General features: G+C 69.2%; 18 protein-coding genes and 1 tRNA gene. 11 read left to right on the top strand and 8 right to left on the bottom strand.

The genetic code is table 11. The features are described from left to right. The first annotated feature begins 23 nt into the window (after window positions 1–23). The 11 genes from dnaK to ACOOHF_RS09165 all read left to right on the top strand — a co-directional run bounded on the left by dnaK (window position 24) and on the right by ACOOHF_RS09165 (window position 11,325). Complete coding sequence (gene dnaK, locus ACOOHF_RS09215; RefSeq protein WP_419934715.1) at window positions 24–1,973, top strand: molecular chaperone DnaK; 1,950 nt, start codon at window positions 24–26, stop codon at window positions 1,971–1,973. A gap of 213 nt (window positions 1,974–2,186) precedes the next feature. After that, the gene (locus ACOOHF_RS09210) at window positions 2,187–3,758 is read left to right on the top strand and encodes a trypsin-like peptidase domain-containing protein (protein WP_420464286.1); all 1,572 of its coding nucleotides are present in this window, start codon (window positions 2,187–2,189) and stop codon (window positions 3,756–3,758) included. A gap of 115 nt (window positions 3,759–3,873) precedes the next feature. After that, a tRNA-Leu gene (locus ACOOHF_RS09205) sits at window positions 3,874–3,956 on the top strand. Between the two features lie 55 nt (window positions 3,957–4,011). Beyond that, the gene (gene tig, locus ACOOHF_RS09200) at window positions 4,012–5,280 is read left to right on the top strand and encodes a trigger factor (RefSeq protein WP_420464285.1); all 1,269 of its coding nucleotides are present in this window, start codon (window positions 4,012–4,014) and stop codon (window positions 5,278–5,280) included. Window positions 5,281–5,313: 33 nt separating this feature from the next. Further along, entirely contained in the window at window positions 5,314–5,946 is a 633-nt protein-coding gene (locus ACOOHF_RS09195; protein WP_419934712.1) for an ATP-dependent Clp protease proteolytic subunit, read from the top strand. 67 nt (window positions 5,947–6,013) lie between these two features. Further along, window positions 6,014–7,258 (top strand): ATP-dependent Clp protease ATP-binding subunit ClpX, encoded by a 1,245-nt coding sequence (gene clpX, locus ACOOHF_RS09190; protein WP_419934711.1) that lies wholly within the window; start codon window positions 6,014–6,016, stop codon window positions 7,256–7,258. 6 nt (window positions 7,259–7,264) lie between these two features. Beyond that, on the top strand, window positions 7,265–7,885 hold the full coding sequence (yihA, locus tag ACOOHF_RS09185) for a ribosome biogenesis GTP-binding protein YihA/YsxC (RefSeq protein ID WP_420464284.1): 621 nt from the start codon (window positions 7,265–7,267) through the stop codon (window positions 7,883–7,885). Next, window positions 7,885–8,682: an SDR family NAD(P)-dependent oxidoreductase gene (locus ACOOHF_RS09180; RefSeq protein WP_420464283.1), complete on the top strand. Its 798-nt coding sequence runs from the start codon at window positions 7,885–7,887 to the stop codon at window positions 8,680–8,682. The genes yihA and ACOOHF_RS09180 overlap by 1 nt, the downstream gene beginning before the upstream one ends. After that, on the top strand, window positions 8,679–9,761 hold the full coding sequence (locus ACOOHF_RS09175) for a DUF1295 domain-containing protein (protein ID WP_420464282.1): 1,083 nt from the start codon (window positions 8,679–8,681) through the stop codon (window positions 9,759–9,761). Before ACOOHF_RS09180 ends, ACOOHF_RS09175 begins: the two co-directional genes overlap by 4 nt. Before the next feature lie 19 nt (window positions 9,762–9,780). Continuing rightward, the gene (locus tag ACOOHF_RS09170; protein WP_420464281.1) at window positions 9,781–10,821 is read left to right on the top strand and encodes an SDR family NAD(P)-dependent oxidoreductase; all 1,041 of its coding nucleotides are present in this window, start codon (window positions 9,781–9,783) and stop codon (window positions 10,819–10,821) included. Window positions 10,822–10,854: 33 nt separating this feature from the next. Beyond that, complete coding sequence (locus tag ACOOHF_RS09165) at window positions 10,855–11,325, top strand: SRPBCC domain-containing protein (RefSeq protein ID WP_419934706.1); 471 nt, start codon at window positions 10,855–10,857, stop codon at window positions 11,323–11,325. On the opposite strand, the gene ACOOHF_RS09160 is transcribed toward ACOOHF_RS09165, so the two are convergent. From ACOOHF_RS09160 to ACOOHF_RS09125, 8 genes are read right to left on the bottom strand one after another with little or no spacing between them, the layout of a single operon-like run. Further along, the gene (locus ACOOHF_RS09160; RefSeq protein ID WP_420464280.1) at window positions 11,322–12,944 is read right to left on the bottom strand and encodes a sigma-54 interaction domain-containing protein; all 1,623 of its coding nucleotides are present in this window, start codon (window positions 12,942–12,944) and stop codon (window positions 11,322–11,324) included. The two genes, ACOOHF_RS09165 and ACOOHF_RS09160, sit on opposite strands and share 4 nt — an antisense overlap. Further along, window positions 12,944–14,560: a glycine cleavage system aminomethyltransferase GcvT gene (gene gcvT, locus ACOOHF_RS09155; protein WP_420464279.1), complete on the bottom strand. Its 1,617-nt coding sequence runs from the start codon at window positions 14,558–14,560 to the stop codon at window positions 12,944–12,946. The genes ACOOHF_RS09160 and gcvT overlap by 1 nt, the downstream gene beginning before the upstream one ends. After that, a complete protein-coding gene (gene argF, locus ACOOHF_RS09150; RefSeq protein WP_419934703.1) occupies window positions 14,557–15,474 on the bottom strand; it encodes an ornithine carbamoyltransferase in 918 nt (305 codons plus the stop codon). Before argF ends, gcvT begins: the two co-directional genes overlap by 4 nt. 33 nt (window positions 15,475–15,507) lie before the next feature. Further along, entirely contained in the window at window positions 15,508–16,980 is a 1,473-nt protein-coding gene (hslU, locus tag ACOOHF_RS09145; RefSeq protein ID WP_419934702.1) for an ATP-dependent protease ATPase subunit HslU, read from the bottom strand. Window positions 16,981–17,008: 28 nt separating this feature from the next. Next, entirely contained in the window at window positions 17,009–17,593 is a 585-nt protein-coding gene (gene hslV / locus ACOOHF_RS09140) for an ATP-dependent protease subunit HslV (protein ID WP_419934701.1), read from the bottom strand. Further along, entirely contained in the window at window positions 17,590–18,543 is a 954-nt protein-coding gene (locus tag ACOOHF_RS09135; protein WP_419934700.1) for a tyrosine-type recombinase/integrase, read from the bottom strand. The genes hslV and ACOOHF_RS09135 overlap by 4 nt, the downstream gene beginning before the upstream one ends. After that, window positions 18,540–21,098, bottom strand: coding sequence for a type I DNA topoisomerase (topA, locus tag ACOOHF_RS09130; RefSeq protein ID WP_419934699.1), 2,559 nt, complete (start codon window positions 21,096–21,098; stop codon window positions 18,540–18,542). Before topA ends, ACOOHF_RS09135 begins: the two co-directional genes overlap by 4 nt. Before the next feature lie 57 nt (window positions 21,099–21,155). Continuing rightward, entirely contained in the window at window positions 21,156–21,716 is a 561-nt protein-coding gene (locus tag ACOOHF_RS09125) for a shikimate kinase (RefSeq protein ID WP_420464278.1), read from the bottom strand.

The raw sequence follows: 21,716 nt of genomic DNA, 5'->3' as shown, positions 1-21,716 counted from the left end.
AGGGACAACCCAAAGGACAAACAATGGGCAAGATCATCGGCATCGATCTCGGGACGACGAACTCGGTCGTCGCCGTAATGGAAGGTGGAGACCCCGTCGTCATTCCGAGCGCGGAGGGCGCGCGCACGACGCCCTCGGTGGTCGCCTTCACGAAGGAGGGAGAGCGTCTCGTAGGGCAGGTCGCCAAGCGGCAGGCCGTCACGAACCCTCGCAACACCGTCGCCTCGATCAAGCGCTTCATGGGCCGCAAGCGGTCCGAAGTCGGCGAGGAGATGAAACTCATCACGTACGACATCCAGGGCGACAGCCAGGACCGCGTGCAGGTCCGCATCCCGCACGCGAGCCGGACCTTCACCCCGCCCGAACTGTCGGCCATGGTCCTCCAGAAGATGAAGCAGACGGCGGAAGACTACCTCGGCCAGGAGGTCACGGAGGCCGTGATCACGGTCCCCGCCTACTTCAACGACGCGCAGCGGCAGGCGACGAAGGACGCGGGCCGGGTCTCCGGTCTCACGGTGCGGCGCATCATCAATGAGCCCACCGCGGCGGCGCTCGCGTACGGGCTGGACAAGAAGGCGGACGAGAAGATCGCCGTGTTCGACCTCGGCGGCGGCACCTACGACATCTCGATCCTCGAACTCGGCGACGGCGTGTTCGAGGTGAAAGCCACGAACGGCGACACGCACCTGGGTGGGGACGACTTCGACCAGCGCCTCATCAACTGGCTCGTGGATGAGTTCCGGAAGGACCAGGGGATCGATCTCTCGGCGGACCCGATGGCGCTTCAGCGCCTCAAGGAAGCGGCCGAGAAGGCGAAGATCGAGCTCAGCTCGACGATGCAGACCGACATCAACCTGCCCTTCATCACGGCGGACCAGACGGGGCCCAAGCACCTCAACCTCGCGCTCACGCGGGCGAAGTTCGAACAGCTGGTGGACGACCTCATCCAGCGCACGATCCCGCCCATGGAGAAGGCGCTCGCCGACGCGGGACTCTCGGTGGACGAGATCGACGAGGTCATCCTGGTCGGCGGTTCGACGCGGATCCCGAAGATCCAGGAGGTCGTCAAGGACTTCTTCAAGCAGGACCCGCACAAGGGCGTGAACCCGGACGAGGTCGTGGGCATCGGCGCCGCGATCCAGGGCGGCGTCCTCGGCGGCGACGTGAAGGACGTTCTGCTCCTCGACGTCACGCCGCTTTCGCTCGGGATCGAGACGCTGGGCGGGGTCATGACTTCGCTCATCGAACGCAACACGACGATTCCGACCAAGAAGTCGGAGATCTTCTCGACCGCGGAAGACAACCAGAACACCGTGGACATCCACGTCCTCCAGGGCGAGCGGAAGATGGCGCTGGACAACAAGACGATCGGCCGCTTCCAGCTCACGGGCATCCCGCCCGCGCCGCGGGGCGTGCCGCAGGTCGAGGTCACCTTCGACATCGATGCGAACGGCATCCTCCACGTGAGCGCTCAGGACAAGGCGACCGGGAAGGAGCAGAAGATCCGCATCGAGGCCTCGTCGGGGCTCTCCGACGCCGAGATCGAGCGCATGGTGCGAGAAGCCGAGTCGCACGCCTCGGAGGACCAGGAGCGGCGCGAGTCCGTCGAGGCGCGGAACCGGCTCGATTCGCTCGTTTACCAGACCGAGAAGAACCTCGAGGACTGGAAGGAGTCGATCAACGACGAGGACAGGACCACGATCGAGACGACGCTGGAGCGGGGCCGCGCCGCGCTCAAGCAGGACGATCACGACGAAGTGGTGGCGGCCACGACGGCGATCCAGGAGGCGGTGGGGGCGGCCGCCCAGAAGATGTACGCCGCCGCCGGCATGGGAGAGGGCGCCGGACCGGGCGACATGCCGGGCGCGGACGCCGACGGCGCGGATCCCGGAGTCGAGGTCGAGGACGCCGGTGAGGAGGAGGTCGTGGAGGCGGACTACGAAATCGTCGAGGATTCGGAGGACGAGAAGTAGCGCCGCCCGAGCGACCCTTCCGGGCGCGACCCGGGGCGGCCCTTCGCGGGCAACCCCGGGTCGCGCCCGTTCATCCTATGCCCCGCCGTCCCCCCGGTGACCTCAGCCGACCGGGCGTGGTCCTTGGAGGGAGACGGATTGGAACGCTACAATGCCTGTTGTTCGACATAGGGCCCGGGCGCGCGGACATGGCCGGGCCGGGAGGGGAAAAAGATGAAGCGGATGAGCGATTCATTGCGTACTCGACTGAACCTGCTGGTCGCGACGGCGATCGCGTTCGCCTTCGGCCTGGGGCTGGCCTCGGCGCTGAGTCTGACGCCGATCTCGATCGCGGCGGAGGACACGGACGCCGGCTGGGTCATCGGAGCGCCGGCCGCCGCCGACCCGACGATGGAGAACGGCTTCGCCGAGGTGGCGGAACGGGTCTCGCCGGCCGTCGTCACGCTCTACGTGACGGGAGAACGGCAGGTGCCATCGTTCAATCCCTTCCTGCCGCCGGGTTTCGAGCCGGATCCCGAGGAGCAGGAGGAAGGGCCGCGCACACGACGCGAAGTCTGGAGCGGGTCCGGTTTCATCGTCTCCGACGACGGGTACGTGGTCACGAACAATCACGTCGTCGCGGACGCGGACCAGGTCGACGTGGAACTCCAGGATGGCCGGCGCTTCGACGCGGTGGAAGTCGTCGGGCGGGACCCCCAGACCGACGTCGCCCTGCTGCGCGTGGAGGCCGATGACCTGACCGTGCTGCCCATCGGTTCCAGCGACGCGACGGCGGTCGGCGAATGGGTGCTGGCGATCGGCAGTCCCGGATTCCGGCAGGCGCGGACCCCGTTGCTGACGACCGTCACGGCGGGGATCGTCTCGGCCAAGGGCCGCAACATCGACATCCTCCGCGTGCAGAACCGTCTCGCGATCGAGGACTTCATCCAGACGGACGCGGTCATCAACCGCGGCAACTCCGGCGGACCGCTGGTGAACGTGGCGGGCGAGGTGATAGGGATCAACACGGCGATCGTTTCGTCAACGGGAAGCTATGAGGGGTACGGCTTCGCGGTGCCGATCGAACTGGCGCGCGAGGTCGTCGACGATCTGATCGAGTTCGGCGAGGTCCGACGGGCCCTGATCGGCGTGGGGATCACGGACGTCAACGCGGCCGATGCCGAGTACTACGGGCTCGAGCGGGTCGAGGGCGCGTTGATCCAGAACTTCTCGTTCGACGACAGTCCGGCGCGGCTCGGCGGGTTGGAGAAGGGTGATGTGATCGTGGGGGTCGCCGGTGAAGCGGTCGGCGGCGTGTCGGAGTTGCAGCGCCGTATCCGCGGCTTCGAGCCGGGAGAGACGGTGAGGCTGGACATCGTCCGCCGCTCCACCCTCCAGCGCGAGTCGGCGGAGGTGCGGCTGATCTCCGCGGACGAAGACTCGCCTCCGCCGCTCGCGGTGCGACCGGAGACCGCGCCGGAGACCGGTGACCAGCTTGGACTCGAGGTGAAGGAAGTCGGGGAACTCTCGGGCGCGGAGCGTCGGGAGTACGCGGTGACGCCCGGCACGGGGAGCATCGTGATCGTGGGCGGGAACCCACGGGGGGCCGTGGGCCGGGGGCTCGGCAGGATCCCGGCGGGCGACGTCATCCTCGACATCAACGGCGAGGAGATCCAGGGACGGGCCGACTACGACCGGATCGTGTCCGGACTGCGCCCGGGCGATGCGCTGAGCGTGCGGTTCAACTTCCGGACGCGGACGGGCCGGCAGGAGGGGATCCGGAGCATCGTGATCCCCGAACGCTGAGCCGGGACGCGGCGCGGGGGCCGGCAGCGGCGGCGCGCCGTTGCTTGCCCCCGTTCTGATCCGTCCCGACATTCCCGCCGCATCGGGCGCCGGGTCCGAATGCCCGGCGCCGCGCGCGAAAGTGGCGGAACTGGCAGACGCGCCAGCCTTAGGAGCTGGTGGCCCATGGCCGTGGGGGTTCGAATCCCCCCTTTCGCACCTCAAAACGAACCGTTCGCCCGTCCGGGGACGCGGAGCCGGAGCCATACCGCCCTTGAACGCAGCCGACACACGCGCCGCCGCGACGGATCCGTTCGACGTCGCGATCACGCGGGAGAACGATTACCTGCGCCGTCTCGAGGTCACGGTCGCACCCTCGCAGGTGGCCGCGGCCCGGCGCCGCGAGGCGGCGAGGGTCCGGAAGACCACTCGCATCAAGGGATTCCGGAAGGGCAAGGTCCCCGTCCGCATCGTCGAGGAGCGCTACGGCCCCCGGATCGACGAGCGCACGATCGACGCGCTCGTGAATCGCGGGTTCCGGGAGGCGGTCCGACAGCACGAACTGTCGACCGTGGGCGAGCCCGTCGTGAGCGAGGTCGACTACCGCCCGGGAGAGCGGCTCTCCTTCCGGATCGATGTGGAGGTGCTGCCGAAGATCGAACTCGCCCGGACCGGGGGCTTCCGCGTGGAGCGTCCCGCAGTCGAGGTCGCGGACGCCGACATCGACACCGTCATCGAGCGGTTCCGCAAGGAGCATGCGGTGCTGCGGCCAGCGGATCGCGCGCCCGGGAACGGGGATGTGGTATCCGTGGCGATCCGCGATGAAGGCGGCGGCGACGCGCCGGAGAAGCCGTACCGCTTCGAGCTCGGGGCGGGATACGCGATTCCCGATGTCGAAGCGGCGATCTTCACGCTCGCGCCGGGGGAGGAAGGGACGTTCACGGTCACCTACCCGGAGGACTTCGGCTCGAGCGAACTGGCCGGAACCACCCGCTCGCTGTGCGTCCGTCTCGACGACGTGCAAGCCAGTCTGCTGCCGGAACTCGACGACGCGTTCGCGAGCGGGGTGGGGGACTTCACCACGCTGGAGGAACTGCGCGAGGCGGTCGGGAAGGAGCTGCGGGCGCGGGGAGAACGCGAGGCCGACGAGGAGGTGGGCGAGAAGCTGCTCGACGCGGTCATCGAGGCCAACGCGTTCGAGGTGCCCCCAAGTCTCGTGTCGCATTATCTTGACCGTGTGATCGAAGTGCCGGAGGGAGCCGACCCCGACCGGATCGAGGGCGCCCGCAGATCCGTGGCGCCCGCCGTGGAGCGTCAGGTCAAGCGGGATCTGGTTCTGGAGCGGCTGATCGAGGATCAGGGGCTCGATCTGTCGAGCGAGGAGTTCGACGAGCGCCTGTCCGAGTTGGGGGAGGCGAGGGGCAGGAGCCTGCTGGAGATCCGGCGGGAGCTCGCGAGGGAGAAACAACTCGACCCCCTGCGCCGGCGGTTCGCCATCGAGAGGGCGTTCCGGTTTCTCATCGACCGTTCGGATGTGAGCTGATCGGGCGGAACAACCAAGGGACTGACTGGGCACATGCCGATATTCGCACCGTACGTCATCGAACGGTCGAGCCGCGGGGAGCGCACCTACGACATCTTCTCGCGCCTGCTCATGGACCGGATCGTCTTCATGGGCTCGCCGATCAGCGACGAGGTCGCGACCGTCGTGATCGCCCAGCTCCTCTTCCTCGAGGCCGACAACCCCGAGCGGGAGATCAACGTCTACATCAACTCGCCGGGCGGTAACGTTCAGGCCGGGCTGGCCATCTACGATACGATGCAGTTCCTGAATTCGCCGGTGGCAACGATCTGCATGGGCATGGCGGCCTCGATGGGCGCGTTCCTGCTCGCCGCCGGTACGCCGGGGCGGCGACGGTCGCTGCCGAACGCGCGCATCATGATCCACCAGCCATCGGGCGGGTCGTACGGGACGGCGGCCGACATCGAGATTCAGGCGAGGGAGATCCTCGACGCCCGCGAGCGGCTGAACCGGATTCTCGCGAAGCACACGGGGCAGGAGTTCGAGCGGATCGCGGATGATGTCGATCGCGACCGGTTCATGTCCCCCGAGGAGGCCCTGGAGTACGGGATCATCGACGAGGTCGTCCGGCGCCGCGAGGAGATTTCCGGGAGCAACGGTCGCCCCGGGCCCGCTGTCGCCAAGTAGGGGATGGAAGAGACCGCCGCCGCCGCCGCGGCGCGCACGGACCACACCGAGGAGAAGGAGGGCGACGATGCCGAGCGATAAGCACCTGCGCTGTTCCTTCTGCGGGAAGTCCAAGGACGCCGTCAAGAAGTTCATCTCCGGGCCCAACGTCTACATCTGCAACGAGTGCATCTCGCTCTGTAACGAGATCCTCGCCGAGGAAGAGGAACGGGAGCAGTGCGGGCGCTTCACCGAGATCCCGACCCCTGCGGAGATCAAGGTCACGCTCGACGAGTACGTGATCGGGCAGGAGGTGGCCAAGAAAACGCTCTCGGTCGCCGTCTACAACCACTACAAGCGGATCAACCACCGAAGTCTCGTCGACGACGTCGAGATCGAGAAGTCCAACATCCTCCTGCTCGGCCCCACGGGCGTGGGGAAGACGCTCCTCGCCCAGACGCTGGCGCGCATCCTCCAGGTCCCGTTCACCATCGCTGACGCGACGACGCTCACCGAGGCGGGGTACGTGGGCGAGGATGTCGAGAACATCCTCGTGCGGCTGCTCCAGGCGGGCGAGTACAACGTGGGCGAATGCGAACGCGGCATCGTCTACATCGACGAGATCGACAAGATCGCGCGCAAGTCCGACAACCCCTCTATCACGCGGGACGTGTCCGGGGAGGGCGTGCAGCAGGCGCTGCTCAAGATCCTCGAGGGGACCGTGGCGTCCGTGCCGCCCCAGGGCGGCCGGAAGCACCCGCAGCAGGAGTACATCCAGATCGACACGAGGAACATCCTGTTTATCTGCGGCGGCGCCTTCGACGGCCTCGAGGAGATCATCCAGGAGCGCCGGGGCCGGCGGCAGATCGGCTTCCTGGATGACCGAGTGCGGTCGGAGGGGGTGAGCGACGAGGACAACATCCTCGTCCACGTCGAGCCTGAAGACATGCTCCGCTACGGGCTTATCCCGGAACTCGTGGGACGGCTGCCGGTGCTCGTGGCGCTGCACGACCTCGACGAGGATGCCCTGGTCGAGATTCTCCAGCGGCCCAGGAACGCGCTCCTCAAGCAGTACACGAAGATGTTCGAACTCGAGGGCGTGGGACTCACGCTGGATCCGGAAGCGCTGCGCGCGATCGCGCGCAAGACGATCACGCGGGGAACGGGGGCGCGCGGCCTGAGGGCCGTGATGGAGTCCCTCATGCTCGATGTGATGTTCGATCTTCCGGGGCGCATGGACATCCGCGAGGTCGTGGTCACGCGCGAGACCGTCGAGGAGAGCAACCAGCCGCTCCTCATCCTCGTACCCGAGGCCAAGCGAAGAGAGGCGTAGCAGCCTGTGCCACGGGCTACCAGGATCGTCACCCGCGTCAGGACGGCCGAATTCGTCGGCGCCGTCGGCGCGGCGGGACAGAAGCCGCCGCTCGACCTTCCCCAGATCGCGATCGCCGGCCGCTCCAACGTGGGCAAGTCGTCGCTCCTCAACCGGCTCGTGGGTCGGAAGAGCCTCGCGCGGACGTCGAAGCAGCCCGGTCGCACGCAGGAGATCAACTTCTTTCTCATCGACGACCGCTATCTGCTCGTCGATCTGCCGGGGTACGGCTTCGCGCGGGCGCCGAAGACGGTGCGCGAGGGCTGGGGGCGCCTGATCGACGCCTACCTGCGCGGGACGTCTCGCCTTCCGGGGCTCGTGCTGCTGGTGGACGCGCGACGCGGACTCACGGCGGACGACCACCGCATGATCGAGTTCCTCGAGACGATGGGGACGCCGACGCTGTTCGCGCTCACCAAGACCGACAAGCTCAACCGGTCCGGGCGCCAGCGGGCGGCGAAAAGTCTGCGGGACGCCCTGGGCCTCGATGCGGATCAGCTCGTCGAGACCTCCGCGCAGACCGGCGCCGGCGTCGACACGCTCCTCGAGAGCATCACCGCCCTGGTCGCTCAGACCGAGACGCGCTGATGCCACGCCGGCGGGTCGACTCCCTGACGACCCGCTACGGGAAGTGGGCCCTGGTGGCGGGCGCCTCGGAAGGGCTCGGGGCCGCCTTTGCCGCGCAGCTGGCCGAACGGGGCATGCACCTCGTGCTGGTCGCGCGCCGCGGCCACCTCCTGGCGGAACTCGGGGAGCGACTCGCCGCGAAATACGGTGTCCGGATACGCTGTGTGGCCCTGGACCTGGCCGACCCGGGGTTCGCCGGGGAGCTGACGGACGCGGTCGCCGGGCTGGACCTCGGGGTCCTCATCTACAATGCGGCGTACGTGCCCGCGGGCCCGTTCCTCGACGCCGAAGAGGACGCGCTTGAACGGGCTGTGGACGTCAACGTGCGGGGGCCGCTCCTGCTGCTGAGGGCGCTGCTGTCGGGCATGCGCGATCGCGGCAGGGGCGCGGTGGTGCTGATGTCATCGCTCTCGGGGCTGCAGGGGGCGCCCCACGTCTCCGTCTACGCCGCCACCAAGGCGTTCAACATCATCCTCGCCGAGGGTCTGTGGTACGAACTGCGCGCACACGGCGTCGAGGTCGCGGTCTGCTGCGCCGGCGCGATGCGCACCCCCGGCTACGTGAGGTCGTTCGACCGCGACGTACCCGGCATGCTGTCTCCCGATGACGCGGCGCGCCGGACGCTCGACGCGCTCGGCAGGGGGCCGCGCATCGTGCCGGGGCTGATCAACCGGATCTCGGCCCAGTTGATGGGACGCCTCCTCTCCCGGCGAGCAGCGATCCGACTCATCGCCAGAAGCACGAAGCACGTGTCGTGAGCGATCTCCTGCCGGGCTTCCTCGCGCCCTGGGCCGTGTTCGCCGGCGTCTTCGGGCTGCACCTCCTGCTGCCGGCGCGGCGCGTGACCGGGTACGTGCGCGACGAACACAGCGGGGAGTTGCTGCGCTATCGCCTCAACGGCCTGCTCGTGTTCTTCGTCACCCTCGGGGTCTGGTTCGCCGCGGGACGGAGCGGCGTGATGCCGTGGGACTGGCTGTGGCAGCATCGCTGGTCCGGCGCGGCGGGCGCCCTGACGCTGGGCCTGCTGCTCTCCGCGGCGGTCGTGCTGACCGCGCCGGGCCGGGGTGGCGACCTGCTCCGGGACCTCTACCTCGGGCGCCGAGTCAACCCGCGGATGTTCAGCGGGAGCACGGACGCGAAGATGTTCCTCTACCTGGCGGGCGCCACGCTGCTCCAACTCAACCTGCTCTCCTTCGCCGCCCACCATTTTCTCGCCCACGGCGGCGACCCGTCGCCGGGCATCGTGCTGCACGTGGCGCTGTTCAGCTGGTTCGTGTGCGACTACCTCGTCTTCGAGCGCGTCCACCTCTACACCTACGATCTCTTCGCGGAACGCCTGGGGTTCAAGCTCGTGTGGGGCTGCCTGTCCTGGTATCCGTACTTCTACGCGGTGGGGCTGTGGTCCGTGGCGGACCTCCCCAACCCGCAGGCGCCCGTGTGGCTCGCGGTCCTGGCCGCCCTGATCTTCTTCGCCGGGTGGACGCTGTCGCGGGGCGCGAACCTGCAGAAGTTCAGTTTCAAGCGGGACCCCGAGCGGGCCTTCCTGGGCCTGATCCCGAGGGCGCTCTCCGACGGCGAACGCCGGGTGCTATGCAGCGGCTTCTGGGGTCTGTCGCGGCACGTCAACTACCTGGGCGAGATCCTCATGGCCACCGGCCTGGCGCTCGCCCTGGGTCGGCCGCTGGCGCTCGGACCCTGGTTGTACCCCCTGTACTACGTGGCCCTGCTCTTCCCTCGCGAGCGGGACGACGACCGGCGCTGCGCGGCGAAGTACGGTCCGCTCTGGGAGCGGTACCGGGAGAAGGTGCCGTGGCGAATCGTGCCCGGGGTCTATTGAAGCCGACGCGGGAGATTCCGTGACGGCTCGCGACGGGCGTCGGAGGGATAGGCGGACGGCGAAATACAACAGGATCGGCAGCGCGGTATCCAGCGCGATCGCGGACCGGTTCTCGCGACGGGAAAGGCTGAATCCCGTGCCGGAGCGCGCCCGCATCGACGGAAAGGTGTGCCTGATCACCGGAGCCAACCGGGGGCTCGGGAAGGCGGTGGCGGTCGATCTGGCGAAGCGAGGCGGGCGCGTCCTCATGGCCTGCCGCAGCGGGCATCCGGAGGCCGGCGACGACGTCAGGCGCCTGTCCGGATCCGACGCGGTGGAGATGCTGAAGGTGGATCTCGGCGATCTGACGTCCGTGCATGCGCTCTGCGAAAGGCTCGAGCGCGGCCGGGACCGGGTGGACATCCTGGTCCTGAACGCCGGCCTGATGCCGCTGGAGGCGCGAAGGTCGGCGCAGGGGTACGAACTGATGTTCGCCGTGCACTTCCTGGCCAATCGGGTCCTGGTCGACCGGCTCCTGGCCGACGGCACGGTCCGGCCGTCCGCCCGTCCCGGGGAAACGCCCCGGATCGTGTTCGTCGCGTCCGAAACGCATCGGTCCGCCGACCCGATCGACTTCGACGATTTCGGGGCCTTCACGGATTACTGTATGAGAGACGGCCTGAAGCACTACGCGTCGAGCAAGCTCCACCTGTGCACCTATGCGCAGGAACTCTCGCGCAGGCTGAACGCGGACGGCGAGATCCGGGCCGCGGTGCATTCGCTCTGCCCGGGGGCGGTCAACTCCGACCTGGCGCGGGAAGCGCCGTGGTTTCTGAAGCCGCTGCTCACCCCGGTCATGCGGCTGTTCTTCGCGACGCCCGCGAAGGCCGCGGCGCCGGTCACCCATGCGTGCTGCGCGGAGGAGATGGGCCGGCGCAGCGGCGTCTACCTCCACCTGATGCGGGAGAAGACGCCGTCCCCGCTGGCCATGGACGAGGCGGCCGGTGCGAGACTGTGGCGGGCGAGCGAGGCGCTGCTGGCGAGACATGCGCCGCGCGACGCGGCGGACGCGTCCGGCTAACGAGGCATCACCGAGGCATAGCGAGGGATCCCCGTGTTCAAGCACCTGCTGAGTTCGGATACTGTGGAAATCGACGCGCCGGTCCAAAGGGCGTGGGACATCCTCATGGATGTCGAACACTACGGTGAGTGGAATCCCTTCACGCCCCGGGTCGCCACGGACTTCGAGATCGGGTCGCGGGTCGATCTGTCCGCCATGATCGGGCCGGTGCCGTTGAAACAGGTCGAGCGGATCGAAGTCGTCGATCCGCCGCACCGGCTGGTCTGGACGACAACGATAGGCCATCGCTTCCTGCTCTTCGCCCGACGGGAACAACTTCTGGAGACCGCCGGCGAGACGCGCTGCCGCTACCGGACGACCGACGCGTTCAGCGGCCTCTTCACACCGCTGGTCGTGCTGTTCTTCGGGGGGATGGTGCGCCGTGGCTTCAATTCAGTCGCGGGGGGGCTGAAGGCGCGCGCGGAAGCGGGTTGGCAGCCCGTGGCAAGAGCCCCGCTGCGCTAGAAGTCGATGCCGTACTGTTTGAGTCTGCGGTAGATCGTCCGTTCGCCGATCCGGAGCGCCTCGGCGGCCTCCCGGCGGTTGCCGGCGGTCTTCTCCAGCATCGCGAGGATCGCTTCCCGCTCGATGTCGGCCATCGTCGTACCGGGCTCGACGGTGATCGTGACGGACGGGGCCGGGTCGGGTTCGGGGTCGGGCGAAGGGAGCTTGTCGGCGGCCGCGCTCTCTACCGCGCTCTCAACCGCGCTCTCAACCGCGTCCGTGATGTCGATCTCGACGGCCTCCCCCGTCCTGGGCCGGTCGGCGCCGGGCGGGAGCTGGCGCATGCCCGTCCTGTAAGCCTCGAATTCCCGCTTCAGGTCTTCGATATCCACCTTGAGCTCGACGAGGGTCCGGAAGACGAACTCGAGCTGCGGTGAACTCGGGATGTGACCGCCTCCGACCGCGACGGCCGCCGGATCGAGCCGGGGTGCAGGCAGGAGACTGACGCCGCCGGAGCGGATCTCCGGGGGGATGTCCTCGGGGCGGATGACCGCGCCGGGGGCGAGGACGACCATCGACTCGATCAGGTTGCGGAGTTCGCGGACGTTGCCGGGCCAGTCGTAGTCGAGGAGGATCCGGAGCGCCTCGGGCGCGAGCCCGCGGAACTCGCGGTCATGCTGGCGGCTGAACTCCTCGATGAAGCGGCGTATGAGGACCGGGATGTCCTTGCGCCGCTCGCGGAGCGGTGGGACGTGGACGCTGAGGACGTTGAGGCGGTAGTAGAGGTCGCGCCGGAACTCTCCGGCCTCCACCGCCTGCCGGATGTCCCGGTTCGTGGCGGCGACGACGCGTACGTTCACCCGGATCTCGTGGTCGCCGCCGACTCGCATGAAGCGGCGGCTCTCGAGGATCCTCAAGAGTCGCGTCTGGGTGGGGAGCGGCATCTCGGCGATCTCGTCGAGCAACAACGTCCCGCCGTCGGCGAGTTCGAACATCCCCCGCCGCAGCGAGGTGGCCCCGGTGAAGGCCCCCTTCTCGTGCCCGAACAACTCCGACTCCAGGAGCGACTCGGGCAGGGCGGCGCAGTTTACCGCGATGAACGCCCGCCCGCGCCGCGGGGAGAGCCGGTGGAAGGCGCGCGCCACGAGTTCCTTCCCCGCCCCGCTCTCGCCGGTGAGGAGGACGGTGCTCATGACGGGGGCGATCATGTCGACCCGCTCGAGCATCTCCCGCACCGCGTCCGTCCGGCCCATGATTCCGGTCCGCCGCTGGAGGTCGTAGCGGTGGAGTTGCGAGTGGAGGACCACGCGGATCTCGTCCGGATCGACGGGAAGCGCGAGCGCCTCGTCGAGGTCGAAGGACTGCGCGTAGCGGTGCCGGGCGTCGGGGTTCGTCTCCTCCGTCAGCCCGAGGACGGGGGGACGCGGGATCTCGGCTTCGAACAGGCCGCGCATGGCGGCCGCTCGGGGCTCGTCGGGGACGCAGGTGAGCACGAGCGCCACGTCGGCCGCGCCGCCGAGCCGTCCCTCGATCTCGCGTACGGACTCGACAAGCTCGACTTCGTGCCCGTCCGCTTCGATCGCCGCCCGGACGGCGAGGGCTTCCTCGAGCGCGCGGCCGTCGACGAAGACGCGCGCCATCAGCCGCCGGGCCGGGGGGCGGGCCTCGGAGGTGGCGGGGGGGCGTGCGCGGTATCGCCGCGCAGCAGATCGACCGCATGGTCGATCAGGGCTTCGAGCGCGGCGAGTCCGTCGGCGACGCCGCCCGGGCTGCCGGGCAGGTTGACGACGAGCGTCTCGCCGCGGATCCCCGCCAGTCCGCGGCCGAGCGCGGCGTACGGGGTGGACTCCGCGCCCTTGCGGCGCAGCAGTTCGGCGATGCCCGGCGCCTCGCGCTCGATGATGGTCCGCGTAGCCTCGGGGGTCACGTCGCGTGCCGCCACCCCGGTCCCGCCCGTCGTCAGGACGCAGTCGACCCCCAGTTCATCGCACCAGTGCAGGAGCCGCGACGCGATCACCGCACTCTCGTCGGGCACGACATCCGCGCCCGCGAGGGTGTACGCGCGGCCCCGGACCCATTTCCGGATCCGCTCGCCCGACCCGTCCTCGCGCTCCCCGGCGTATACCCCGTCCGACACGGTCACGACGGCGATCCGCGGCGCGATGCGGTGCAGCGATCCCCGCGTGTAGAAGGGCGGCCGCACCACCTCGGCCGCGATCGCCTTCCCGCGGATCAGGATCTCGACCGGGTCCCCGAACTTCGCGGCGGCCGGGAGATACGCCGTCGCGATCCCGTGACCGAGCGTCGGGCTCACGGTACCGCTCCGCACCTTGCCGACCGGCTCGTCGCCGAAGCGCACGTCGTACCCCGGGCGCGGGAAGCCGCGCTCGAGGAGCCGCAGGAAGCGCAGCCTCCGCGTGAGCCCGGCGGCGCGCTGGGCGGCGAGCGCCTCCCCACCCACGAAATCGCCCTTGGCGTGCTTCACGAGCCAACCGAGCCCGGCCTCGAGGGCGGTCGTCCCGTCGTCGATATCGTTGCCGTACAGCGCGTAGCCCATCTCGAGGCGGAGCGAATCCCGGGCGCCGAGGCCCGCCGGGACCGCTCCGGCCCTGAGGAGCGTACGCCAGATCCGGACGGCGTGCTCGCCGGGCAGGTACAACTCGAAACCGACCTCGCCGGTATATCCGGTGCGGCTGATGAGGCACGGGGCGCCGGCGACATCTCCCTCGGCGAACCGGTAGTACCCGATCTCCGCGAGCGGCGCGTCCGTCAGGCTCGCGAGCAGCACCTCGGCCCGGGGACCCTGGAGGGCGAGGAGCGCGATCTCATCGCTCTCGTCCGTCAACTCGACGGCGAACGCCTCCGCGAGCCCGGAGAGATGCGCCCAGTCCTTGGCCAGGTTCGCCGCGTTCACGACCAGCCGGTAGTCCCCTTCGCCCATGCAGTAGACGATGAGATCGTCGATCACGCCGCCGGTCTCGTGACACATGGCGCTGTACTGGGCGTCTCCCGGCCCCAGCGGCGAGGGGTCGTTCGTCGTCGCATGGGAGACGAAGGCGAGCGCATCCTCGCCGCGGACCCGGAACTCCCCCATGTGGGAGACGTCGAACAGGCCCGCCGCCTCGCGCACCGCCTGGTGCTCGGCCCGGATGCCGGTGGGATACTGGACCGGCATCGCGTATCCGGCGAAGGGGACGATCTTGCCGCCGAGGCGGACGTGCTCCTCCAGGAGCGGAGTCTCTTTCAGGTCCTTCACGAGGTCGGTCCCATGAGCAGGGTGAGGATGGCCTTCTGCGCGTGAAGCCGGTTCTCCGCCTCGTCCCAGACGCGCGACGCCGGACCGTCGATGACCCCGGCCGCGACTTCTTCGCCCCGGTGCGCGGGGAGGCAGTGCAGGAAGATCGCATCATCGGCGGCGCGCGCCATGATCCCCACGTCGACGTAGTAGCCCTCGAAGGCGCGGGCGCGTTCCGCGGCCTCCTCCTCCTGCCCCATCGAGGCCCACACATCCGTCGTGACGACGTGGGCGCCTTCGGCGGCCTCCGCCGGCGCGCGGAACAACTCCACCGCGCCTGCAGCCTCTGCCGCGGCGAATACCCCCGGGTCGGGATCGTAGCCTTCGGGACAGGCCAGCCGTACCCGGAACCCGAGCTTCGCCGCGGCGTTGAGCCACGAGTTCGCGACGTTGTTCCCGTCCCCGATCCAGGCGACGACGAGGCGCGACAGCCCGGATCCGAACTCGGCCCGCACCGTCTGGAGGTCGGCCATGATCTGGCAGGGGTGCAGCAGATCCGTGAGGCCGTTGATCACGGGAATCGACCCGTGCCGCGCGAGCCCTTCGACATCCGCCTGCGCGAAGGTCCGGATCATGATCCCGTGCACATAGCGGGAGAGGACGCGGGCCGTGTCCGCGATCGGTTCGCCGCGCCCGATCTGGATGTCGCGCGACGAGAGGAAGAGCGCCTGTCCTCCCAGCTGGTGCGTCCCGACCTGGAACGACACCCGAGTGCGCGTCGAACTCTTGGTGAAGATCATCGCGAGCGTCTTCCCGTCGAGCGGACGGCCGCAGGCGTTCGGGTCCGCCTTCAGGCGGTCGGCGAGGTCGAGGGCCTCGCGCAGTCGCTCCGGAGACCAGTCCGCGATCGAGAGGAAGTGTCCGTTGGGATCCATGGGGATTCCGTGTCGACGGGCCGGCGGCCCGGGCTAGAGGATGTAGCGTCTCAGGTCTTCGTCGTCCGCGATCCGCGACAGACGGTCCCGAACGAAAGCGGCATCGACGGTGATCGTCTCGTTCACTCCCGATTCCGGGAGATCGAACAGGATCTTCTCGAGCAGCGTGCTGAGCACGGTATGGAGGCGACGGGCGCCGATGTTCTCGGTGCGCTCGTTCACGTGGCTCGCGATGCGGGCAATCTCCTGGATCGCCTCGTCATCGAACTCGAGGCGGGCGGACTCGGTCTCGACGAGCGCCTGGTACTGGCTCAGCAGCGCGTATCGGGGCTCCTGCAGGATGCGCGCGAACGCGTCGGCGTCCAGGCTCTCGAGTTCCACCCGGATCGGAAACCGCCCCTGGAGTTCCGGGATGAGGTCCGACGGCTTCGAGACGTGGAACGCGCCCGCCGCGATGAACAGGATGTGGTCCGTGCGCACCATCCCGTGACGGGTCTGGACGGTCGATCCCTCGACGATCGGGAGCAGATCGCGCTGCACACCCTCACGCGAGACATCGGGTCCGGCGCCGCCGCGCTTCCCGGCCACCTTGTCGATCTCGTCGAGGAAGACGATCCCCATGCTCTCGGTCCGCCGCAGGGCCTTCTCCGTGACTTCCTCCATGTCGACCAGGTTCGCGAGTTCGTCGGAACGGAGGATCCGGCGGGCCTCCGCGACGCTCACCCGGCGCCGCCGGGTCCGCTTCGGGAGCATCCCCTTGAGCGCCTCTCCGACGTTGAAGTCGAGACCGTCCATGCCTCCGCCGACGTCGAGCATCGGGATCGGGTTCTCGCTGACCTCGACCTCGACCTCCCGCTCGTCGAGCGCTCCGTCGCGCAGGAGCGCCCGGAGCTTCTCGCGGGTACGACGCTTGCGTTCGTCGGAGGGTCCGGCGGGGGACGTCTCGGAGGCCTGGCCCGAGAGCGACACGACGAACCGCCGTCCCTCTTCCCCCTCGGGCTCCTTCTCGGCCACGGGGGGCAGGAGCAGGTCGAGCAGGCGATTCTCGACCCGCTGTTCGGCGGTCTCCGCGTTCCGGGCCTCCTCTTCGTCGCGCACCACGTTGATCGCGATTTCGACGAGATCCCGGATGATCGACTCGACATCGCGGCCCACGTAGCCCACCTCGGTGAACTTCGAGGCCTCGACCTTGATGAAGGGCGCGCCCGCGAGCCTCGAGAGCCGCCGCGCGATCTCCGTCTTCCCGACGCCCGTCGGTCCGATCAGGATGATGTTGTTCGGGAGGATCTCCTCGCGCATTCCCTCGTCGACGTTCTGTCGCCGCCAGCGGTTGCGGAGGGCGATCGCCACGGCCTTCTTGGCCTCGTCCTGCGCGATGATGTACTGGTCGAGTTCCTCGACGATCTGGCGCGGGGTGAGGGCCTCGGCGATCCCGGCCTCGCGGGACGCCGGGGCGGGGCTGATATCGGGGCGCTTCGCCACCGGATGGCCGTCGCTCGTCGTCATCTCTCTGTTCTCTCTATCTCTGTTCGCTCTATCTGTTCTCGTGTCCCTCGTGCGCCGGCAGCTCGAGGACCGTGATTTCGTCGTTCGTGTACACGCAGATCCCGGCCGCGACCTCGAGCGCCTGCCGCGCCACCTCCGCGGCCGGGAGGTCGGTGCGGAGGGCCAGGGCGCGTGCGGCGGCGAGCGCGTACGGACCGCCGGAGCCGAGGGCGAGGATCCCGTCGTCGGGTTCGATGACCTCTCCCGTCCCGGCGATGAGCAGGCTGGTCTCCCGGTCCGCGACCGCGAGCAGCGCCTCGAGGCGCCGAAGATAGCGATCGCTTCGCCATTCCTTGGCCAGCTCGACCGCGGCCCGGGCGAGGTTGCGCGGGTGGCGCTCGAGCTGTGCCTCGAACTTCTCGAACAGCGTGAGGGCGTCGGCGACCCCGCCCGCGAAACCCGCGAGGATTCGGCCCTCACGCATCGTGCGGAGCTTGGTCGCCTTCGCCTTGATAACGGTGTCGCCCATCGTCACCTGGCCGTCGCCCGCCATGGCGACGTCCTCTCCGACGCGGACGCACAGGATCGTGGTCGCTCGCATGCGCCCCGACGGCGCGTGGATCCCTTCCATCATTCCCCTTCGCCTCCTCCGCGAGGATGGGCCCGGGAGTGTACGCGCTTGAGGCGGTCGACGGATGTGTGCGTGTAGATGCGGGTCGTACTCAGGCTGGCGTGCCCCAGCATCTCCTTCACCGAGACCAGGTCCGCGCCGCGATCGAGGAGGTGCGTCGCGAACGAATGGCGGAGCGAGTGCGTCGTGAGCCGGTCGCCGTGGGCGACGCCGGCGAGCTGGGCGGTGATGTCGCGCTGAATCTGCCGCCGCGAGAGCCGGGTGCCGCGGAGCGAGTGGAAGAGGGCGTCGGACTCCCTGGTCGGGCGGGCGTCGAGGTAGAGCTCGAGGGCCTCCGCGGCAGAGCGCCCGAGCGGGACCACGCGCTGCTTGCCCCCCTTGCCGAATGCCCTCAGCTGTCCGGCGCCGAAGTCCAGGGCGCTGACGTCCAGGGCGTGCGCCTCCGCGAGCCGCAACCCGCACGAGTAGAGGAGTTCGAGGAGCGCCCAGCGGCGCAGGGCCAGGACCGATCCGTCCCGGCAGGCCGCCTCGCCGGTGGAGTCGAGCAGGTCTCGTGCCTGTTCCTCGCTCAGGAAGGAGGGCAGCGCCCGCTCGCGCCGCGGGGTCCGGACCAGGCGGGCCGGGCTCGCCGTCATCCGGTCCGTGCGTTGGAGGAAGGCGTAGAAGGCGCGCACCGCCGCGAGCTTGCGGCCGATCGAGGACCGCTTGAGGCCCCGCAGCTGGAGGTCTCCCAGGAAGGAGCGAATGGACACGCGGTGCATGTCCGCCCAGCCCCAGTCGTTCGTGCCCTCGTACGCGCACACGAAGGCGTCGAACTGCGCCAGATCGCGACGGTAGGCGGCGACGGTGTGGGCGGACAGGCGGCGCTCCGCGCTCGCGTATCGGAGGAAGTCCTCGAGCCATTCGGCGCGGGCTCGCGCCCGCGGGTCGGCGGGCGCGGCGGTCGGAGTCATTTTCCGGACGCCTTCGCTCGGGCGCCGCCGCGTCCCGCCCCCGTCTTCTTCGCCGCGTCCCGCTCCCGGCGCTTGCGGAGCAGATCCAGCGCCAGGGGCACCGTCACGTCGTCGGGCTCGACGCCCTTGGGAAGCGAGGCGTTCATCCGGCCGTGCTTCACGTAGGGGCCGTACCGGCCCTTGTAGATCGCGATCGGCTGCTTGTCCTCGGGGTGATCGCCGACCGTCCGCATCGGTTTGGCCGAGGCGCGGCGACCCCGCGTCTTCGGGGCGGAGAGCAGCTCCATGGCCCGGTCGAAGGTGATGTCGAGCGGATCGTCGCCGCCCTCGAGCGAGCGGAAGTCGGACTGATGCACGACGTACGGGCCGTAGCGGCCGATGCCGACCTTCACCGGTTCGCCGCTCTCGGGATGCGTCCCGAGCGGGGCCGGCATGGCGAGCAGCTTGAGCGCCGTCGCCAGCGTGACCTCCTCCGGGCGGACGTGTCCGGGAAGAGAGGCCCGCTTCGGCTTTGCGGCTCCCCGGGCCGCCTCGCCGCGCTGCACGTAGGGGCCGAAGCGGCCCTCCATGAGATAGATCATCTCGCCCGACTCGGGGTCTTCTCCAAGCCGGTCGGGTCCTTCGGCGCTCTTCTCGAGGAGTTCGAGCGCCTCTTCGTCGCTCAGATCGGCGGGGGCGATGCCGTCGGGGATCGACGCGGTCAGCCGTCCGCCGTCGCGCTCCAGCTCCAGGAACGGCCCGTAGCGGCCGATCCGCACTCGGGGGGTCAGATCCCCGAGGCGGACCGTCGAAGCCTCGCGGGGATCGATCGCCTCTTCGTGCTCGAGCAGTCGCGCCTCGAGACCGTCCCGGCCGCTGTAGAAACCCTCCAGATACGCTCGCCAGTCCACATTCCCGCGGGCGATCTCGTCGAGCGCCTCCTCCATCTCGGAAGTGAAGCCCGTGTCGACGAGGTTGGGGAAGTGATCCTCCAGCAGGGCCGTCACGGCGAAGGCGATGAAGGTGGGGATGAGTTGCTTGTTCTGGCGGACCGCGTACCCCCGATCGAGGACCGTCGAGATGATCGACGCGTAGGTCGAGGGACGACCGATCCCGTCCGCCTCCAGTTCCTTCACGAGCGCCGCGTCCGTATAGCGCGGCGGCGGCTTCGTCTCGTGACTGCGGCTCTCCAGCTTGCGGCACGCGAGTTCCTCGCCCTCGCGCATGTCCGGGAGCACGACTTCCTGATTCTCAAGCGCCGCTTCCGGGTCATCGGAGCCCTCGACGTAGGCGCGGAAGAAGCCGGGGAACTCGATCACCTTGCCCGAAGCGCGGAAACGGGCGTCCCCCGCCTCGATGTGCACGGACAGGTGCCTCAGACGGGCATCCGACATCTGGGTCGCGGTCGCGCGCCTCCAGATCAGATCGTAGAGGGCCTTCTGTCCGCCGCGGAGGCCGAGTTCGGCCGCCGTCGGCATCTCCACTCCGGCGGGACGAATCGCCTCGTGCGCCTCCTGGGCGGAGCGGGACTTCGTCCTGTACCGCCGGGGCCGGGGGCTCAGGTATTCCGCTCCGTACTTCGCTTCCACGCGCGTCCGAATCGCCGAGATCGCGGCTTCGGACAGCGTCACGGAGTCGGTCCTCATGTAGGTGATCCGTCCGGCCTCGTAGAGGGCCTGCGCGATCCGCATCGTCTCCCGGGCGCCCAGGTTCAGCTTGCGGTTGGCCTCCTGCTGCAGGGTGGCCGTCGTGAAGGGAGGATACGGGCTGCGCGTGGACCGCTTCTCCTGGAGCTTCGTGACGGTGAAGGCCGCGTCGGCCAGCGAGGCGCGCAGCGCCTCCGCCCGCTCCCGATCGAGGAGGACGACCTTGCGGCCGGGCTTGAGCCGGCCTGTCCGTTCGTCGAAGTCGCGTCCGGCCGCGATCGCCACGCCCTCCAGCGTCGCCAGGTTCGCGGTGAAGGCGCGTCCGTCGACCCCGAGGTGGGCGCGGAGGCTCCACCAGCTTCCGCTGCGGAAAGCGCGACGCTCACGTTCGCGCTCGACGAGCAGTCGGACGGCGACGGACTGCACGCGACCGGCGGAGAGGCCTCTCCTGATCTTCTTCCAGAGGAGGGGGGAGAGCTTGTACCCGACGAGGCGATCCAGAATCCGCCGGGCCTGCTGGGCCTCGACCCGCGGCAGATCGATCTCTCCCGGCTTGTCGATCGCCGCGCGCACGGCGGACTTCGTGATCTCGTTGAACGTGATGCGCCGGAAGCGCCCGCGGAGCTTCCGATTGCCGCCGCTCAGCGCTTCGACGATGTGATAGGCGATCGCCTCGCCCTCTCGGTCGGGGTCGGTGGCGAGGAGGATCGAGTCCGCCTTCCGGGCTTCCCGCCCCAGATCTTTCAGCACGGAACCCTTGCCCTCGATCGTCACGTATTCGGGCTCGAATCCCCGTTCGACATCGACGCCGAGTCCGCTCTTGGGGAGATCCCGAACGTGCCCGACCGATGCCTCCACGCTGAACCCGTCGCCGAGATAGGACCTCAGGGTGCGCGCCTTCGCGGGCGACTCCACGATCACGAGGTTCACGCGAGGTGCCTCGAATCCGACATGGTCTTGGTCATCGTCTCCGACACTGTCTTTCTTCTACCGTTCTTCTTCCGTGTCCCCGGCGTCCGAGCGGGCGGCGAGCCCGCGCAGACGCTCGAGGACGAACTCCACGACTTCCTCCGGTTCCCGCCCATCGGTATCCAGCGTCAACTCCGCCTCCGCATAAGCGGCTTCTCGCTCCGCCAGCAGGGTGGCGAGAGCACCCCCCGGGTCCGGGCCCGCCAGCAGAGGACGAGCTTCCGTGCCATCTCCCGCGAGGCGATGGATCGCGGTCTCGGGGCGGACGCGCAACCAGACGCGGACCCGTCCACCGGACGACCGGTCGATGTCGCGTCGCGCCATCCAGCCGCCGCCGGTCGCCACGACCACCTCCATCTCGCGCGCCGCACGCGCCGCGGCTCGCGCCTCCAGGCGCCGGAACTCGGCTTCCCCGCCCGTACGGAACACGCGGGGGATCGTTTCCCCCGCCAAGTCCTCGATGAGTCGGTCGAGGTCGACGAAAGTGTACCCCAGACGTCGCGCGAGGATCGGCCCTACCGTGCTCTTGCCCGCCCCCGAGAGCCCCACGAGCCAGATCCGTCGGGGTACGCCCTCCAC

The sequence above is a fragment of the Candidatus Palauibacter sp. genome (assembly GCF_965216145.1).
Classification (GTDB): Bacteria; Gemmatimonadota; Gemmatimonadetes; order Palauibacterales; family Palauibacteraceae; genus Palauibacter.
Note: the sequence above shows the minus strand (reverse complement) of the source record. Positions and strands in the feature narration are given on the sequence as shown.

Coding starts and splice junctions, on each gene's coding strand:
- dnaK (WP_419934715.1), top strand. CDS start 24: ATGGGCAAGATCATCGGCATCGATCTCGGGACGACGAACTCGGTCGTC.
- ACOOHF_RS09210 (WP_420464286.1), top strand. CDS start 2,187: ATGAAGCGGATGAGCGATTCATTGCGTACTCGACTGAACCTGCTGGTC.
- ACOOHF_RS09195 (WP_419934712.1), top strand. CDS start 5,314: ATGCCGATATTCGCACCGTACGTCATCGAACGGTCGAGCCGCGGGGAG.
- clpX (WP_419934711.1), top strand. CDS start 6,014: ATGCCGAGCGATAAGCACCTGCGCTGTTCCTTCTGCGGGAAGTCCAAG.
- ACOOHF_RS09180 (WP_420464283.1), top strand. CDS start 7,885: ATGCCACGCCGGCGGGTCGACTCCCTGACGACCCGCTACGGGAAGTGG.
- ACOOHF_RS09160 (WP_420464280.1), bottom strand. CDS start 12,944: ATGGCGCGCGTCTTCGTCGACGGCCGCGCGCTCGAGGAAGCCCTCGCC.
- argF (WP_419934703.1), bottom strand. CDS start 15,474: ATGGATCCCAACGGACACTTCCTCTCGATCGCGGACTGGTCTCCGGAG.
- hslU (WP_419934702.1), bottom strand. CDS start 16,980: ATGACGACGAGCGACGGCCATCCGGTGGCGAAGCGCCCCGATATCAGC.
- hslV (WP_419934701.1), bottom strand. CDS start 17,593: ATGATGGAAGGGATCCACGCGCCGTCGGGGCGCATGCGAGCGACCACG.
- ACOOHF_RS09135 (WP_419934700.1), bottom strand. CDS start 18,543: ATGACTCCGACCGCCGCGCCCGCCGACCCGCGGGCGCGAGCCCGCGCC.